This window comes from Marinobacter sp. (genome assembly GCF_040882185.1).
Lineage (GTDB): Bacteria > Pseudomonadota > Gammaproteobacteria > Pseudomonadales > Oleiphilaceae > Marinobacter.
This window is the reverse complement of record NZ_JBBEBW010000009.1, coordinates 107,854-125,582: the sequence shown is the minus strand read 5'-3', so window position 1 is coordinate 125,582 and position 17,729 is coordinate 107,854. Positions and strand designations below refer to the sequence as shown.

At 55.1% G+C, this 17,729-nt stretch carries 18 protein-coding genes; 12 read left to right on the top strand and 6 right to left on the bottom strand.

Going from position 1 to position 17,729, the window contains the following annotated elements; all coding sequences use genetic code 11:
• On the bottom strand, nt 1-79 hold a 79-nt coding region (locus tag WEB64_RS07265; RefSeq protein ID WP_368065546.1), incomplete at its 3' end, for a PrpF domain-containing protein.
• 237 nt (nt 80-316) lie between these two features.
• Here WEB64_RS07265 and WEB64_RS07260 point away from each other — a divergent pair.
• From WEB64_RS07260 to WEB64_RS07250, 3 genes are read left to right on the top strand one after another with little or no spacing between them, the layout of a single operon-like run.
• Nucleotides 317-796: a universal stress protein gene (locus WEB64_RS07260; RefSeq protein WP_368058111.1), complete on the top strand. Its 480-nt coding sequence runs from the start codon at nt 317-319 to the stop codon at nt 794-796.
• A 60-nt stretch (nt 797-856) separates the two neighbouring features.
• On the top strand, nt 857-1,393 hold the full coding sequence (locus tag WEB64_RS07255; RefSeq protein WP_368058109.1) for a permease: 537 nt from the start codon (nt 857-859) through the stop codon (nt 1,391-1,393).
• On the top strand, nt 1,386-1,880 hold the full coding sequence (locus tag WEB64_RS07250; RefSeq protein ID WP_368058107.1) for a hypothetical protein: 495 nt from the start codon (nt 1,386-1,388) through the stop codon (nt 1,878-1,880). Before WEB64_RS07255 ends, WEB64_RS07250 begins: the two co-directional genes overlap by 8 nt.
• A gap of 74 nt (nt 1,881-1,954) precedes the next feature.
• On the opposite strand, the gene WEB64_RS07245 is transcribed toward WEB64_RS07250, so the two are convergent.
• The 5 genes from WEB64_RS07245 to WEB64_RS07225 form a co-directional block, all read right to left on the bottom strand.
• Nucleotides 1,955-2,992: a Bug family tripartite tricarboxylate transporter substrate binding protein gene (locus WEB64_RS07245; RefSeq protein WP_368058105.1), complete on the bottom strand. Its 1,038-nt coding sequence runs from the start codon at nt 2,990-2,992 to the stop codon at nt 1,955-1,957.
• 83 nt (nt 2,993-3,075) lie between these two features.
• A complete protein-coding gene (locus tag WEB64_RS07240; RefSeq protein WP_368058103.1) occupies nt 3,076-3,801 on the bottom strand; it encodes a hypothetical protein in 726 nt (241 codons plus the stop codon).
• A gap of 23 nt (nt 3,802-3,824) precedes the next feature.
• Nucleotides 3,825-4,577 (bottom strand): SDR family NAD(P)-dependent oxidoreductase, encoded by a 753-nt coding sequence (locus WEB64_RS07235; RefSeq protein WP_368058101.1) that lies wholly within the window; start codon nt 4,575-4,577, stop codon nt 3,825-3,827.
• A 72-nt stretch (nt 4,578-4,649) separates the two neighbouring features.
• Nucleotides 4,650-6,398 (bottom strand): hydantoinase B/oxoprolinase family protein, encoded by a 1,749-nt coding sequence (locus WEB64_RS07230; RefSeq protein ID WP_368058099.1) that lies wholly within the window; start codon nt 6,396-6,398, stop codon nt 4,650-4,652.
• 1 nt (nt 6,399) lies between these two features.
• Nucleotides 6,400-8,460, bottom strand: coding sequence for a hydantoinase/oxoprolinase family protein (locus WEB64_RS07225; RefSeq protein ID WP_368058097.1), 2,061 nt, complete (start codon nt 8,458-8,460; stop codon nt 6,400-6,402).
• 402 nt (nt 8,461-8,862) lie between these two features.
• On the opposite strand from WEB64_RS07225, the gene WEB64_RS07220 reads away from it, so the two are divergent.
• From WEB64_RS07220 to WEB64_RS07180, 9 genes are all read left to right on the top strand, one after another.
• A complete protein-coding gene (locus WEB64_RS07220) occupies nt 8,863-9,834 on the top strand; it encodes an NAD-dependent epimerase/dehydratase family protein (protein WP_368058095.1) in 972 nt (323 codons plus the stop codon).
• Nucleotides 9,835-9,870: 36 nt separating this feature from the next.
• Entirely contained in the window at nt 9,871-10,227 is a 357-nt protein-coding gene (locus tag WEB64_RS07215; protein ID WP_368058093.1) for a rhodanese-like domain-containing protein, read from the top strand.
• An 80-nt stretch (nt 10,228-10,307) separates the two neighbouring features.
• On the top strand, nt 10,308-11,252 hold the full coding sequence (locus WEB64_RS07210; RefSeq protein WP_368058091.1) for an EamA family transporter: 945 nt from the start codon (nt 10,308-10,310) through the stop codon (nt 11,250-11,252).
• Nucleotides 11,253-11,408: 156 nt separating this feature from the next.
• Complete coding sequence (locus WEB64_RS07205) at nt 11,409-12,206, top strand: SDR family NAD(P)-dependent oxidoreductase (protein WP_368058089.1); 798 nt, start codon at nt 11,409-11,411, stop codon at nt 12,204-12,206.
• Between the two features lie 91 nt (nt 12,207-12,297).
• Nucleotides 12,298-13,341 carry a Bug family tripartite tricarboxylate transporter substrate binding protein gene (locus tag WEB64_RS07200; protein WP_368058087.1) on the top strand — a complete coding sequence of 348 codons (1,044 nt, stop codon included), beginning with the start codon at nt 12,298-12,300 and terminating at the stop codon, nt 13,339-13,341.
• A 69-nt stretch (nt 13,342-13,410) separates the two neighbouring features.
• Entirely contained in the window at nt 13,411-14,043 is a 633-nt protein-coding gene (locus tag WEB64_RS07195; protein ID WP_368058085.1) for a cysteine hydrolase, read from the top strand.
• A gap of 13 nt (nt 14,044-14,056) precedes the next feature.
• Nucleotides 14,057-14,869 carry a dienelactone hydrolase family protein gene (locus tag WEB64_RS07190; RefSeq protein WP_368058083.1) on the top strand — a complete coding sequence of 271 codons (813 nt, stop codon included), beginning with the start codon at nt 14,057-14,059 and terminating at the stop codon, nt 14,867-14,869.
• Between the two features lie 2 nt (nt 14,870-14,871).
• On the top strand, nt 14,872-15,627 hold the full coding sequence (locus WEB64_RS07185; RefSeq protein ID WP_368058081.1) for an SDR family NAD(P)-dependent oxidoreductase: 756 nt from the start codon (nt 14,872-14,874) through the stop codon (nt 15,625-15,627).
• 27 nt (nt 15,628-15,654) lie between these two features.
• A complete protein-coding gene (locus WEB64_RS07180) occupies nt 15,655-17,715 on the top strand; it encodes a tripartite tricarboxylate transporter permease (RefSeq protein WP_368058080.1) in 2,061 nt (686 codons plus the stop codon).
• Nucleotides 17,716-17,729: the final 14 nt, after the last annotated feature.

Below are 17,729 nucleotides of genomic sequence, written 5' to 3'. Positions count from 1 at the left end.
CCAGGCGAAAAAAAACACCTTTACTGGTGCCACCGCGCATGTAGGTAGCAGGAATCCTGATCTGGGGTACGCTTGACATATGAGCTCTCGCTGGTTGGAACACGACGACGAGGTTCAAACATACAGCCACAGGTGTGGCTGTCAACAATTTGAATTTCTCAGTTGACTCATTCCTTATAAAGGAATACCGTTTCTCTATAAGGAATAACGCATGAGTAAGTGAAACCTCACTGCCAAAGAAGTCGCAGAACTTGGTTTCAAGGGGTGACATCCATTAAAAGGATGTCTTTAGGTCTCTACTTGCGAGGATCAAGGCATGATTCCTACCATCAAAACAATTCTATATGCGTCTGACTTACTGGGAGAAACTTGGCGCTCGTTGCAGTTGGCTTATTCGATAGCCCGCCAGTACGAAGCCAAGCTGATCTACGTGCACGTCGTAAACAATGTCAAAGAGCTACGAGAAACAATCAAAGACTTCGAAATCAACAGTCGCATTGATATCCAGGGGATACTTCAGCAGACCCTGGAAAAAGCCGAATCGAGGATGAAGAGTAACGTAGAGAAGTTTCTGGCGACAGAGTTTCCCGATTCAGACACTCCAATTGATATTGAGGTTCGGGTTGTCGAGGGCTACCCTTCGAAGACGCTTCTCGGGATCGCAGAAAAAGAGAACGTTGATCTTATCGTCATGAGCTGCCGCACCCATGGAGCTATTGGACAAATGGTTGGCTCAACAACAAACAAGGTGATGCACAACGGTAAGTTTCCAGTTCTAGTGATCCCTTATCACTGAGCGGGTCTGCCACAGCATCTCCCCCTCACTTGATCGTTTGAAGGCACACGTAGCTATCTAATGTCCGTTATCGCCTACCTTAAACGGGAATTGCTGGACCGCAGCACCCTCTTTTTTATCGTTCTTGCGCTGGTTGCTGGCGGGGCTTTGTGGTGGCTGCAAGGTGAGGAAGCATTTGAAATCGCCGCCACCAGTAGTGGCGTACTGGTGTTGCTGATCGCGCCGATCATTCTGATTGCCATGATTATCAGCTGCTACGTGCGGGAGCTGATCCCGACAGCCGTGATTGAGCGCTGGCTCGGTTCGGAGAGCGGCCTACGAGGCCTTGCCGTTGCAGTTCTTGGGGGCGCAGTTACACCCGGTGGACCCTTTGCAGCTTTTCCGCTGGTGGTCGGTTTTTATCGCTCTGGCGCATCATTCGAGATCTGTGTGGCGTACCTCACGTCCTGGGCCGTGCTGGGACTCAATCGTGTGCTGATCTGGGAACTGCCTTTCCTCGGTTTCGATTTCGTGCTTTTACGCCTGTTGATTTCGCTTCCATTGCCGGTCATTGCCTGGATGCTCGCAAAATTCGTAACGAGGCGCCGCAATGCTTAGCGCCTACATCACCCTTATCGTCATTCTTATTTTCCTGGCACTGGTAGCCCAGCGTAAACCCGAGGTGTCTCACAAAGAGATTCTATCCCAAGCCGTTGACAACACCTTGCCGTTGCTTATTCGCATACCGGCGGCGATTCTGGCGGGCAGCTTTCTGGCCGAGCTCATACCAAAAGACTACATCGTTGCTCTGTTAGGTGAGGCGTCTGGCGTGACTGGAATTATCCTCGCTTCGTTACTCGGCGGGGCCCTTCCGGGCGGACCAATGATTGCATTTCCACTACTGTTGGCGATGTTCAAAGCCGGCATGGGGACCCCCCAACTTATCGCCCTGCTTACCGGGTGGCTACTGTTGGCGTTCCACCGTATCTTCGCCTACGAACTGCCCATGCTCGGCACCGAATTTGTGCGCCGTCGACTGATCGTTTGCCTGCCACTTCCGTTGATCGCTGGATTCGCAGCGCAGGCCTTGGGTCAATGGCTCTGAATGCTCCCCAAACATAAGGCCCGTTATACGGGCCTTATGTTTGGCACTATAAAAACGGGAGAACTCAACTCCTGTTACTTCATCGCGTCTTTAACCACATTTACGACGTCTTCGGGATACTGATACACTTCGCGGAAATACTCCTGCATTTCGCTCCCCGGGATGAAGGTCACCGGTAAGTTCTGATTCTTGAGGTCTTCGAGGAACTCAGGGTCCTTCACCGTTTCCGCCATCGCCATGCGCAGGGCAGCCACACGGCCTGCTGGAATACCGGGAGGTGCAACGTAAGGACGCCCCATCTTCAAGCGGGCAATCAGCAAGTTTACCACCTGCCGCTCTCTCTCCGTCTGCGCGAGCTCACTGGCCAAAGTCACATTTGGCAGTTCAGGATGACGTTCATCCGCTACCTGGTAGATCACGTTGTAGTCGCTGCCCTCTTCAAGCCATTCCGGTGCCGTGGCCTTGGTAGAGCTCAGAAGCAGTGTTCCAATGCCCTGAACTTCGCCACGCTCCATTGCCAAACGCACATCATTGGCACCCGGATATCCGGCAATCACGTTAATGTTCAGATCGAACATGTTCGCCAGCACTCGCGGAATCACGTTACTGTTTGCGCCGGCACCGGTTGATCCCATCGTCATACTGGCTGTCTTCAGGTCTTCCAGCTTTTCGATTCCGGAATCTTTACGAGCCATGCCAAGCGCAACCTCGACGTTCAGGTTACCTATCCAGTTCATCTCATTTACATCAAACTGGGCCTTGTCATTGCCAAACATCGGCTCATAAGCCATTCCGGAATTTACCGCTCCGAACACAGTGCCATCTCTGGGCAACGCATTCGCCAGCTGATTCATTAAGACCAGCGATCCAGCTCCCGGCACGTTTTTGGCCACCACATTTGGATTACCCGCCATGTGCTTTGAGAGATGTCGGGCCAGAGTGCGGGCATAGGCATCGTAACCGCCACCGGCGGAATACCCGATGAGAACCTGGATGGTTTTCCCCTTGTAGAACGCAGCGACATTTTCATCGGCGCTGACGTTACCCACTGAGAGAATGAATGCGACAAAAACAGCTAAGGCTGCGCAGATAGACTTCCTATAATTTTTCATGAGCCAATATCCTATCGTGGTTTTGTTGTTGTGTTAGAGATACCGATCCATCCGTTTTCATCGGCTTTACCAAAACACCATGATCAGGGCATTTCCTCCAGCAAACGCCCAAAGCCCGCCACAGGCTGTCTTACGTGCAACCGTTTCTGAGTTGCCCACACCCTCGCGGGTACCGGGTGCAGGACAGGCACCTGCAGGTCCTGTTCGAGTAGTGACACGATATCCAGTGCATGCCACGCGCTTCCCAGCAGATACACCCCGTCTGCACCTGGATGCCTGTGAAATTCTTTCTTTATAAAGGCATAGATTTCATAGGGAGAGAGACTCGTGACATCACTGAAAGGAACGGGAATCCCCTCCATTGCGAGCACCTCGAACCCTGCCTCTTCAAAATACCTGGCGTATTTCTTGTTGATGTCACCGGTGAAGTAGGTAATGCCCAGAATCCTGGTGACACCGAGCGCTTTCAGCGCCTCCACCTGACTCGTGCCCGAAGTGAATACCGGCTTGCCGTGTTTCTGTTCCATTTCAGCGATGATATCGGCCTCGCCTTGATAGCCTCGAATCATAAAGGGCGGTGCACCCTCTGGATGAATCAGGTCGACACCCAGCGCTGCAAGTTCATCGACCTTTTCCTTGATAGAGTCCATCACATCCATGAACTCTTTTTCGGTACCCGATTTAATGCCAAGGTATACAGGCACTACTCCGATGCCTTTCGGCAGAAGACGGATAAAGTCCTCCAGCGAACCCGGCCGATGAGTGGGCTTTACAACGCCAACAGTTCCACGCCAACTTTGAAATGACATACCATCCCTTCCCCTGGAGTCGCCTATTTGCTTCCGGGCATCATTGCCGACACACCACCATCGACAAAAATATCTGTGCCAGCAATGAAGTCAGAATCGTCTGACGCCAGGAAAAGAATGGCCCGCGCGAGATCTTCAGGAACACCGGGACGGCCACGCAGATTCGAAACCGGTCGGGTAGGATCAAAATCATCTTTACCGACAGGAGATCCAATTTTGTTCGGCACAACGCTATTAACCCGAATATTGTGCGGCGCCAACTGAATCGCCATTGATCGGGTCAGGTTAACTACCCCGCCCTTTGCCGCCGTATAGGCGATCGCGCGATCCCGGCCGTAGTAACCAGAGGTCGAACTGACATTGATCATCCTGCCACCATTGCCGCAGTCGATCATTGCCTGAGCAGCATGCTTACCAAACAGGAAAGGTGCTGTGAGCGTGATGGCAATAGTCCGGTTCCACTCTTCCGTGGAGATATCCAGAATGTGTTTATTGTCGGACATGGCAACATTGTTGACGAGGATGTCGAGCCTACCCAGGTCTTTAACCACAGCAGCGACCGTGGCTTTGATATCGTCTTCTTTTGCCACATCGCAGATAAATGGCTGAGCCGTGCCACCGGCAGCAACGATATCGGCAGCCACTTTTTCGGCCCGGTCCCGGTCAAGATCGACCACAGCGATACTGGCGCCCTCGGCTGACAACAAACGTGACACTTCCTCACCTATGTTACGACCAGCGCCGGTAACGATGGCCACTTTTCCTTTCAGTTTCATTGAGTTGATTCCCTGTCTGATGATTTTATTGTTCGCTGGCCTGCTTCATCTGGAAGAGCAGGCCATTAACGATCATGGATGACTCTGGCGCAATTGCTCAGTCGCGCGCAGGTCAATGGCAAGTTCGCCATGACCGCTATCGACAACGACTCCATAGTCACGCTTCGCGCCTTCAATCGAAACGTAACCCTCCTGAACATCACGCAGAACAAGATGAACATCGCGTTCGTACGCCTTGCCCAGACCACCGCCACCCGGCGTATCGAGTCGGAAACAACTTTCGGCCTTTAAGGGGTAATCCGCGTAGCGGGTGGGCAATCGCTCGGGCGCATCACCGTCCGGGTTGATAATAATGTCGCCAGTACGGCCGGAACCGCCTTTGGCCGCACCGTTGGGCGCAATGATGTGCTTGGTTGAGCGAATGGAAAAACGGGCATCCTCAAGATTCAGATACTCGCGGCGAATACCCAGCCCACCGCGGAATTTGCCGGCGCCGCCGGAATCGCGGATTAACTCGAAGCGCAGGATGCGCGTCGGGAACTCACTTTCAATTATTTCAATCGGCGCGATCTTGGCATTGGACTGATTGACCGACGTGCCGGATTCCCCATCCTTGCTGGCCCTGGCACCCGCACCGCCACCCAGAATTTCATACTGGACGTAACCCTTACCCGTACTGGCGTTTCGCCCACCAAGAATGATGGAGCGACTGCCACAGCCATCGGCTCGCGCCAGTTCTGGAACAATATCGGTCAAAGCACCGTAAAGCGCTTCAACCAGAGCATGGACTGTGGGGTTATAGGTGTTCACCGGCGCCGGGAACCTTGGGTTCAGAACACTACCCTCACGGGCGTTCATTTCAAACGCACGCAACAAACCACTGTTGATGAACATGTTTGGGTCAACCAGTGAAATCAGCACATAACCAATGGCAGCGCGCACCAGCGGCGGACGGATGTTTGCCGGGCCTTTGGTCTGATCCGCGGACCCACTGAAATCAAAGGACAGCCTGTCGCCCTTTTTTTCCACCACAACGTGGACACGCACGGGTGTTTCCAGCTCGACCCCGTCATCATCGATAAAGCGCTCAGCTTCATAACGACCATCGCGCCACTCGGTGATCGCCGCACGCATTTTCATTTCACTGAGTTCCAGCAGGCGTGCAAAGCTGGCCACCGTGCGGTCCCGACCAAACTTGCCAATCAACTCAATCAGCCGCTCCTCACCCAGTCGGCTGCACCCAAGTTGACCCCGAATATCTCCGAGCACCAGCTCCGGTGTGCGGCTGTTGGCGGCAATGATTCGCTCAATTTCATTGTCTCGACGACCACCGCGCTGATACCGAACGGCCGGCAAGTGCAGACCTTCGTTGAACGTCTCCTTGGCCTGACCGGAACAGGAACCGGGGACCGGCCCACCGAGATCACTTTTGTGGGCAATGGACCCGCAAAAAGCAATGAGTTCCCCTTCGTAAAAAACCGGGGTAATAACCGCCATATCCGGAGCATGAGGGCTGCCGCCTTCATAGGGGTGGTTTATGAGAAACGCATCTCCCTCCTGAATATCGTCGTAGCTGCGAAGCACAGCCTCACAGCAGGCGGGAAATGCTCCGATGTGTAATGGCAAAACGACGTGCTGCGCTATCACGGCGCCATCTGGCGCGGTAATGGCACAGGACGCGTCCTGCGACTCACGAACAATGGTGGAAAAACCGGTGCGGAACAGGGAGTTTTGCATTTCCTGAACGATGCCACTGAGGCTGGCCCGAATGATTTCAAGCTCCACTGCGTCAAGTTTTGATGCATTCTGCAAGGACGACATCTCAGGCCTCCTTAATGGTGACAATCAGGTTCTTGTGGCTATCTACCCGGGCCGTCTGCCCCGGGAAAATAACCGTCGTGCAGTCGAGCTGGTCAACAACCGCTGGCCCCTTAAAGCTGACCCCGACATCCAGTTTCTCGCGCTGATAAACAGGGCAGTTGAGCGTCTGCTTATCAAACCTCATCGGTCGGTGCTCCCGAATGGCATCTTCCAGGGCAATGCCTTGCGGCTCGAAGCTTGGCAAATTAACCGGGGGAACGCGTCCGACACTGCGCAGTCGGTAGGATACGATTTCGACAGGTTGGTCCGGTGCCGTATGGCCAAAGGTTTGACGATGCGACTCATCAAACTCTGACCTGACCCGGGCTAACGCACCCTCCGTCAAATCATCCGGAATCGGCATGGTGATTTCGTAGCCCTGTCCCGCGTAGCGCATATCAAGCGAACGTTCGATGCTGGTCTGACTCGCCTCAAAACCCTCGGCCTTGAGCTCATCGCGAGCCTCTTGAACCAGGCTCGCAAATTGGGCCTCGACCTCACTTTCAGGAACACTGGCGATGTCGCTTAGCCGAGAACGGATGTAATCGTGCTTAACGTCGGACATGACCAGACCCATCGCCGAGTAAACGCCGGGGTACAGCGGCACAATGACCCCTGCCATCCCCAGATCCTCGGCGATCCGACCGGCGTGCAAGGGGCCGGCCCCACCAAACCCAAGCAACATGAATTCCTGAAGGTTGTGACCGCGCATGGTAGAGATCGCCTTGACCGCCTCCTGCATCTTGACGTTAATGATCCGGACGATGCCCTCAGCCGCGTCGAGGACATCCATACCCAGAGGTTTGGCTACCTTCTCAACTGCCTGAATGGCGGCCGCTTTATCCAGCCGCATACCACCACCAAGAAAGTTGTCCTCGCCGAGGTACCCAAGCACAAGGTTACAGTCGGTGATGGTAGGCTGGTCTCCCCCCCGCGAATAACAGGCAGGTCCCGGTACTGCTCCGGCACTTTCGGGCCCGACTTCCAGTGTTCCGAATCGATCCACCCTCGCCAGGGTCCCCCCCCCGGCGCTGACGGTATTAATACCGATCATTGGAAGTGCGATATCGCGTCCGTCGATCTTGCCGCGATTGGAGATTGACGGCTCGCCGTGTCTGATCAGGGCGACATCGCAGGAGGTGCCCCCCATATCGAACGTCACCAGATTCTGGGCACCGGTTGTCTTACAGGCGTTCACAGCCGCGGTGATGCCGCCAGCCGGACCGGACAGAACCGTTGCCACAGCTTTCTTGGCCGTGGCGGCAAAGGTTGCCATTCCACCATTAGATTGCATGATGTATTTCTGTTTGGTGTTGACTCCGGCACTGGCGAGCCGCTCATCCAGGTTGGCGATATAATGGGCGAGGATGGGTTGGAGATAGGCGTTTATAACGGTGGTAGATAAGCGATAATACTCGCGGATCTGCGGTATAACCTCACTGGACAGGGAGACGCTGACATCCGGCAATTCTTCGTGAATGATTTCACGAATCCGTTGCTCGTGCTGCGGATGAAGAAACGAAAACAGCAGACAGACCGCAATGGACTGGACCTCTCTCAGTGCGAGGTCACAAAGCGTCTGGCGCAACGCTTCCTCATCCAGCTCTTTTAACACATCGCCCTTGAACGACACCCGTTCCGACACTTCCCCAGTCAGGCTTGCCGGCACCAGGCGTTTGGGCCGGTCATACAGAATGTCAAAAATAACAGAGCCGTGCGGGCGAGACTGTTCCTGCACCTCGTAAATACCTCGGAACCCCTCAGTCACCAGAAGCGCAGTGCGCACACCTTTACCCTCCAGCAAGGCATTGGTGCCAACCGTAGTGCCATGGCAGAAATAGCGTATGTCGGACGCTGGCACGCCCTTGTCGATGAGCAGTTGGACGCCCTCACGAATAGCCTTTGAGGGATCGTCCGGGGTAGAGGGAATCTTGGCTATCGTGACTTCGTCAGTGTCTTCGTTGACATAAACAAAATCTGAGAAGGTTCCTCCAGTATCAACCGTTACGCGGTATTGTCCCATTGTTTCACTGTCCAGAAGATGGTTTAGGTATTCCAGCGACCACTACTGTTTTCCGTCTAAGAAGGGGCAGCGTCGCTGATATGTCAGATTTATCGAATACAGAAGTGGGCAAATTTGGTTTTTCCAACTTAGTATCAGCAGAATGATCACTTGTTATTGGCTAGAGCGTTTAGCAGGCCTTCGAGGGCTGGCTCCAACATTTTTCAACCTTTTCGTTGTTGTTTTTAATGATGCTTTATTTATACTATTCGGAACGATGATCCTCTATGTGGAATGCTAGACTCTACCCAACAGGAAATCAAAAAATCTTTTGCACGTGAAAAAACTAAAACCATAGGCTGACCGAACTTCAAGAGTCTAATGACGTCGATACTTCCATGATTTGAGGGGGCGCATCTTTCGATGAAGCTGTTAATTACTGGCGCTGGACTGATTGGTGTAAACACTGCGCAACAGGCGCTTGCGGCGGGCCACACTGTGGTATTGCTGGACGCGGCACCGAACAGAACCTACCTGCACCAGATGCTCGGCAAGCATGTCGACAAGCTGTCTGTCGTGCGCGCAGATGTCTGCGATTCGAACGGCCTGCTCAAGATTGTCCAAGACCAGGGTGTCGATACGATTGTTCACACCGCAGGACTGATCGGTAAACGCCTCGACGAAGACCCTTTCAACGGCATCAACACAAATGTCATGGGCTCAATGAATCTTTTGGAAGCCGCCCGGCAGGTGTCGGTAAGGCGCTTCGTGTTTCTGAGTTCGTTCGGAGTGTATGCCCGTGACCTTATCAACTCGGAGGAAATTACCGAGAATGCGCCAATCGGGCGCACAAGAATCTATGCCACTACCAAAGTCTGCACGGAGCAGCTCATACGCGCATTCGCCGAGCGCTACGACCTCAACACCGTGATTTTGCGCCCAGCGGCTGTTTACGGATTCGGTCATTACTCAGGCGGGTCCGGCATTGGCACAGCGATGGCCGGGCTGATGCAGAAAATCATGGCGGGTGGCCCCGTGCACCTCCCAAACCGGAGCTTCAGATCAAACGAATACCTGTATTGCAAAGACGCCGCATCGGCCGTTTTGGCTGCCTGCAAACCGGAGAATCCGGCAGGAGGAACTTACAACGTGGGCACCGGCATTGTGCATTCAGCCCAAGAGCTGGGTGACATACTGACCGCCTGGCAGCCCAGTCTCGATATTTCACTGGAGCCGTGCGACCCTATCCCGCCCATTGCCGCTCTAAACGTTAGGGCGGCTGCCCAAGACCTGGGTTTTCGAGCGACCTATTCGCTTCAGGACGGATTGACCGATTACCGGGATAACCTGCTGACAATCGGCCCTCACCCGGCTGCTCCGGTCAGCGGAACGTAGCTGATATCAACCGCTCACACTTTGAGGAAATTGCCAATGACCACGCACACTGAGGATTTTTTGCAGCGGGCCAAGGAAGCCAAACAGCGCATAACCGAAGTCTCACCCGCCGAGGCTCGGGATAAGATTGTCGAGGGGGCGCTTTTGCTCGATCTGCGTGAGAAGGATAAATTCGAGTTGGGTCACATCAAAGGAGCACTGAATATCAGTCCTGACGCCCTGGACATGCGAATCGGTGAAGTGGCGCCCGACAAGCATGCGCCCATTGTCTGTTACTGTGGCGGCAGCAACCGCGCGGCACTGACAACAGATACCTTGCAGCAAATTGGTTACACCCGCGTAGTCAGTATTCAGGGTGGCCTCAAAGCCTACGAAGCGGATGACGAGACCTGATTATCAAAAGGGTTCTGCTCTTTACAGATCTTCCGAACGCTACCCTCAACTAACAAAGTGACAACCCGGTGATTGGAGCATTGCTCGCATTTCTGAGCGGCTGTTTACAGGGCATTAACAGCGCCTGTCTCAGACGTGGCGTACTGGACGGTAGTGCCTCTCAAGCCATGGCAATTACCGTGCCTATGGGCGTGCCGCTGGCACTTCTTGCGGCCTGGCTTTCTGGCCAGCTTTACCAGCTTGATGAACTTTCTCGCCAGGCAGCGCTGTTCCTGGCAGCCTCCGGCATTCTGCAATATTCATGGGCACGCTATTGGAACTACCGTGCAGTCGCAGCACTCGGTTCTGTGGGGGCAGGCCCGGTTCAACAGCTTCAGATGTGGATTGCGGTCGTGCTCGCGGTGGTGTTGCTTGACGAAACACTGACGCCACTCAAGCTGGTTGGCATGAGCCTGGTGTTCATTTCGCCTTTGATTATTGCGATCAGCATCCGGCGACGTAACAAGCTTAACGCTCACCTCGCAACTCTTAATTCCGAACCTGGCGCAACGCCCGAAGAAAGCTTTTTCAAACCGAAAATTCTGATGGGCTACGGCGCCGCCCTGATCGCTGCGATTTCCTATGGAGCCAGCCCCGTGCTGATTCGTTCCGGCCTTGAAGGAACCAACCTCGGCATTCTGGGCGGACTGATTGCGTATTCGGCGGCCACGCTGGTCTTTGGGCTGTTTTCCAGCCTGGCGCCGGGGCAACTCCGGCATATTCGCCAAACCGACAGAAAGGCCGTGCCCTGGTACGCACTCGCAGGACTATTGGTCTATCTGGGGCAAATGCTGTACTTCATGGCGCTTAGCCTGGCGCCCGTTACCGTCGTCGCGCCGATTCATCAGTTCTCACTGATTGCGCGGGTGTGTGCAGGCTACGTGATCAACCGCGATCATGAGGTGCTGACCCCAACCGTGATCATGGGCGTTCTGCTGTCTCTGGTTGGCACCATACTTCTGGCAGCCGATTGGAAAGCGCAATAACTCATACGTCCCCACAAGACTAGATCTACCCCCGAGTCGGTTCAGTTCGTTCACGCCAACACTGCCATCTTGACATTCCTCAGACTTCATGAAATCTTAATTAAAGGAAAGGCGTTCCTCAGTTCGGAACAGCTAAAACATTAAGGCGTTTTGAAAATGGATGCGTCGAAGGCAAAGAAATTAGCCGGTCATGTCGCTTTGATTACCGGTGGTGGTGGCGAAATTGGTCGCGCCATTGCACTGACCCTTGCCGCTGAGGGAGCCTCTTTAATTGCGTCGGATATGGACGCTCAAAAGGCCGAGGAGACCGCTCGCCAGATCCGCGAGGCAGGCGGCAAAGCGGTCGCTCTGGGCGGCAGCATTGCGGACCCGGAAACCTCCATAAAAGCCGTCGATCTAGCTGTGACGCAGTTTGGCAAGCTCACCATTCTGGTCAATGCGGCCGCCACTGTCACCGAGGACGGTCGCGCTGAGGACATCTCTCTGGAGGACTGGAACCGAACACTCAGTGTAAATCTCACCGGGGTCTTCCTGGCCTGCAAATACGCCATGCCAGCAATGCGCAACGCCGGCGACGGGCGGGTAGTCAACATCACCTCCCAACTCGGCCAGATTGGCGTGCCCCTGAGATCCCCCTACACCACCACCAAAGCCGCGTTGATGCAGTTTACCCGCTGCCTGGCGGTCGATTACGCCGAATTCAATATCAGAGCCAATTCACTTTCGCCGGGTGGCATCGACACCGAGCGGCGCATGCGAAGGTTCAGTAACCGCGATGAGGCACGAGCTGCCCGCGGCCCACTGTACCTGCTCGGCCGACTTGGAACAGTGCATGAAGTGGCCAACGCCACCCTGTTCCTTGTCTCAGACGATGCATCTTTTGTTACCGGAACCGACCTGCTGTGCGACGGCGGATATCTGGCCTTCAAAGGGAGGACGACTGATCGTGACTGATTGCAGGAAGCGATGAACAACATAAATTGCAGCACCCCCCCATGGTTGGCTGATAACAATAAGTCGATCCAGGAACTACGGAGAAAGCCTCATGAAATATTCATTGAAACACTCATTAATCGCAAAGGCAGCGGCTTTTGGCCTGGCTATGAGCCTTACTGCTTCGGTCATGGCAGAGACGGCAGAAGAGTTCTACAGCAGTAACGACGTAACCTTCATTATCAGTTCGTCACCGGGCGGTGGCTATGACACGCTCGGCCGGCTTATGGCAAAACACCTGCCAAAACACATTCCCGGCAGCCCGGACATCATTGTCCAGAACATGCCCGGTGCCGGCGGCATTGTAGCCACCACTTATCTGTACAACATCGCTGAGAAAGACGGCAGCGTCATTGGCGGCCTACAGAACAACGCCCCCTTTGAAGCGCTGTTCGGCAATGAGGTGGACTATGATGCCCTCAAATTTAACTGGCTCGGCACGCCCAGTGTCGAAACCGGCCTGCTGGTGGTCTGGCACGAAGTCGATGTGGACAACATCGAGGACGTGCGGCAAAACAAGATCACCGTTGCCTCGTCCGGTGTGAATTCAACCCCGAGCTTCTACACCCGCATTATCAACGAATTGCTCGACACTCAGATTGAAGACATTCCCGGCTACAAGGGCCAGAACGATTCTTTCCTCGCCATGGAGCGGGGCGAAGTAGACGGCTACCCCAGCGTCTTCTACGGGTCACTGATGTCCACACGCGGTGAGTGGGTCGAACAAGGCCTGGTCAAGCTACTTCTGCAATACGGACCGCAGCCTGAACCGGCAATTCCGGAAGTGCCTTTCCTTGCGGATCTGATAACGGACGAAGACGACCTGGCCTTGCTGGAAGTCGCGTTTGCACCACTGACACTGGGGCGCCCCTACCTCATGCCCCCAGGAGTCCCGGCTGACCGTCTCGCCGCCATGCGTCAGGCATTCGAAGATACCTTCGTTGATCCGGAGTTCCTGAGCGAGGCCAAGGCTATCGGTCTGTCTACCGGCGCGCCGCGCACCGGGGCGGAAATTAACGCCTTTATGGACCGCGTGTTCAATACCTCGCCTGAAATCATCGAACGCATGGTCCGAATCTACGACCCGAGTAGGTAATACGGTCATCTCCCGCCGGGCCCGATGTGCGCCCGGCTTTCCTGCATTAAAAAAGCTGAGACCTGAAGAATGTTCAAAGAGACACTGAATCCAGAGAAAACCGCCCTGCTGTTTTTTGACATGCTTAACGGCCATATCAAAAAAAATGAGGGAAAGCCTCTTGACCGCTATGTGCCCGTGATCAAAGCAGGACAAACCCTGTTACAGGCGGCAAGACAGCAAAACATGATGGTTGCCTATGCGGCGGCCAATCACCGTCCAGACAACGCCACCAGTGCGCACACCATCCGCGACACTGACAACCGCCTCAACCCGCTGCCCATTGACCAGAAGCCCGAATTCAAGCCCGTGGTCGCGGGCGGCACTTGGGAGGCCGCAGTCATCGACGAACTGGCGCCACAGGAATCCGATTACATGATTCCCAAATACCGCTGGAGCGCCTTTTTCCAGACTTACCTGGATCTCGCACTGCGCTCACGGGGCATCGACACTATTATTCTGGCCGGCGGTTCTACCGACGTCGGCGTCACCAGTACGGCCTTTTCGGCAAGGGATCTGGACTACAACCTGGTCATCGTACCGGACGCTTGTTCTTCGCTGGAGATCGACAATCACGACCAGCTCATGAAACGAATTTTCCCTCGTATGAGCCGCGTCAGAAATTCAGATGACGTAGTAGCTATGCTGAAAAACCATTCCTAAGGAACCCGCCCCAATGGCTGTAAATGTTGCAACTGAGGAAATCACGCTGCCCAACGGTATGCCAGCTTTCTTTGCTTACCCGGAACAGGCCGGAGCCGTACCCGCCGTCATTCTGATGCACGAACGCTACGGGCTGGTTCAGCACACCAGAGACCAGGCTGTTCGCTGCGCCACTGATGGGTATGCCACCATTGCGCCCGACTTCTTTTTCCGTCACGCCGACAAAAACGCCCTCAACGCTGGCGACTCCCGTTACGACCTGACGGATCCCGAGTCCGTAGAACTGATAGACGTCGCCATGGCCTGGCTGCGTGATCGGGCGGAAGTCTACAACGAAAAAATTGCGGTAGCGGGCTACTGCCAGACCGGCCGACACCCGCTGGTGTATGCCGCACACCGTAACGACGTCGCCGCTGTGGTCCTCTGGTACGGCGGCGCATCCAAGCGCGAATGGGGCATAAAGGAAGAACAGCCCGAAGCGCTTGAAGATCTGATCGCACGCGTCGGCTGCCCAATTTTCGGTGCATTCGGCTCCAACGACCACATTATTGCGGTAGAGGATGTTGTCCGGCTTCGCAATGTGTTTGAGTCTCATTTCAAGACCTACGACCTCAACATCTATTCCGGTGCACCGCACGGCTGGTTGAACGACACCATGCCCGGACGTTACCGCAAGCAGCAGGCCGAAGCTGGCTGGGCAGCGCAGCAGTCATTTCTGGAGCGGACGCTGAAGAACATTTTCACCGCAGGCGATGACATCCAGTGGCGCTTCAATGCCGTGATACCCCAGACCTATGATTTCTCGAAGAACGTGCGGCTGGAGTGATCATGAGCACCATCCAGGCCGGTGACACTGTCGTTGTGACTGGTGCCGCCCACGGCATCGGTCGCGCTATTGCCCAAAAGCTGGCCGGTGATGGTGTCCATCTGGCGCTATGGGACATCGACGAAGAGGCCTGCGAGGAATCGGCAGCAGCGTGCAAAGCGCTCGGCGTTAAGACCACATCCTGGGGCGTGGACCTGGGCGATACGGACCGCATTTTCGAAACGGCCAGAAAAACTCTGGAGGCACACCGAGTCATTCACGGGCTGGTTAACAACGCCGGAATTTTCCCGCGCGCGGCCATCGTCGACGTCACACCCGAAATCTGGCGTGCAGTGTTGAACGTTAATCTGCTGGGTACCGTTTTCTGCACACAGGTCTTTGCGAAAGCTATGATTCAGGCGCAGCGCGGCTGCATCGTGAATATTGCATCCGGTCGCGCCCTGCAAGGTACTCCAAAAGGCGCGCATTATGCCGCCTCCAAGGCCGGCATCGTGTCCTTTACGAAATCGTCGGCACTCGAACTGGCGCCCCACAACATCCGGTGCAACGGGGTCATTCCCGGCGTCACAGAAACCGCGCAACCCCTGGCGCACACCTCGATAGAAGAACTACGGGCACGCGGCAATAAAATTCCCCTGGGTCGCATCGGTCAGCCCGAAGATGTGGCCGGCATCGTGCGATTTCTTTTCAGTGAGGAAGCGGCGTTCATGACCGGACAGTGCGTGGTGGTCAACGGCGGCGCCCAGATGATTCCCTGAGACTTTTTTCTTTTTAGGATCCTGACAATGGATTTTCTAACGTACCTGGAATCTGCTGGCTCTGCACTGGCGATCATTACCGAACCCATGCGGCTGCTACTTCTTGTGACTGGCGTCCTGATTGGTCTGGTACTGGGCATACTGCCCGGTATTGGTGGTATCGTCGGGCTGGCTTTGCTACTGCCCTTTACCTACACCATGGATCCCTACGCCGCCATTGCTATCATGCTGGGGCTGGCAGCGGTGACTGCCACCAGTGACACCATACCCTCGGTGTTGTTCGGTATCCCCGGTTCCGCCGGCTCACAGGCCACGGTGCTGGACGGCTATCCTCTCACCAAAAAGGGCGAAGCTGGCCGCGCACTAGCAGCGGCCTACGTCGCGTCACTGATCGGTGGCCTGTTCGGCGCCCTGCTTCTGGGTATTTCCATACCCTTGTTGCGTCCTGTCATCCTGTATCTCGGCTCCCCGGAACTGCTGGCATTCGCCATATTCGGGCTATCACTGGTCGCCACCCTGTCAGGAAACGCCCCCCTGAAAGGCCTGCTTGCCGCCTGCATCGGCATCATGCTGGCGATGATCGGCATCGACAGTCAGACCGGTCAGCAGCGATGGACAATGGACAGCTTCTACCTCTGGGAGGGCCTGCCGCTCGTGCCCATGGTACTGGGGGTTTTTGCCATCCCCGAACTGTGTGACCTGGCCGTCAACAAAAGCGCCATTGTCTCCAAATCAAAGTTTAATACCCACACCGGCATGATCAAGGGTGCGAAAGACGCCCTGAAGAACTGGTATCTTATCCTGCGATGTGGTGCGCTCGGTTCGGCGGTGGGCGCAATACCCGGGCTGGGCTCGGCCGTTGTTGACTGGTTTGCCTACGGCTACGCACTCAACACACTCAAAGGCGCCAAAAAGACATTCGGCCAGGGAGACATCCGGGGTGTAATTGCCCCCGAGAGCGCCAACAACGCCAAGGAATCCGGCGCGCTTCTGCCCACCATCGCCTTTGGTGTGCCTGGCAGCGCATCGATGGCGCTTCTGCTGGGGGCCTTCATGATTCAGGGTATTGTCCCTGGCCCCAGCATGCTGACAGAAAACATTGAACTGACCTATTCCATGGTCTGGAGCATTGCCATCGCCAATATTGCGGGCGCCGGTCTCTGCTTCGCGTTCAGTGGCCAGTTTGCCAAGATAGCAACTCTGCGTTACACCCTGATTGTGCCGGCGGTCCTGGTCATCATGTACATCGGCGCGTTTCAGGCGAACCGCGCCTGGGGAGACGTATACACACTGTTGATCTTTGGCGTTATCGGCTGGACCATGAAGCAGATGAAATGGCCGCGTCCGCCACTGGTTCTGGGTTTTGTTCTGGGCAGCATCGTCGAGCAATACCTTTATATCTCCGTTCGCCGTTATGGCTTCGACTGGATAGGGCGTCCAGTGGTTGCGGTGGCGTTTGGTCTGACCGCCCTGATTCTGATTCGGGCCCTTTTGCAGATTGTCCGGGCTGAAGGCGGTTTCCGCAATATGGCCACCAGTTTTGGCAAGCCGGTTCTGCGATTTTCCGACCTGTTCTATCTGGCCCTGGCGATCGTTGTCGGCTACGCCCTTTACGAGACCACGCAGTGGCGTCCTCAGGCGCGCATCGGCGCCCTCATTATAGGTTTGACGGCGGTTACCATACTCAGTATCAGCTTTCTGGTGAAACTGTTGCGCTCCAATCGACGGCTGGCCGCTGGTGAGCAGGAGGTCACGGTCAATGAACACAGCAGTATGCACATGGATACCACCAGCTCCTTCGAAGGCCTTAGCCTGACCACGCAATGCCTGCGCTCCCTGTTGTTTCTGGGCTGGATTCTGGCATTTGTTATCTCCATGGCGGTTATCGGGCTGATACCTACGATCCCCTTGTTCGTCATCACTTATATGCGCCTGGAACGCTCCGAGCCTTACAAGCTGGCCATACCCTACGCAATGGTGCTGACATTGTTTGTTTACGTCCTGTTTGATCAGATCATGACACTGCCGTGGCCACACACTGTCATCGGTGATTTTTGGCCGGTGCTGAAAATGATTCCGTCGGTTTAGTACCGGTGTAATGA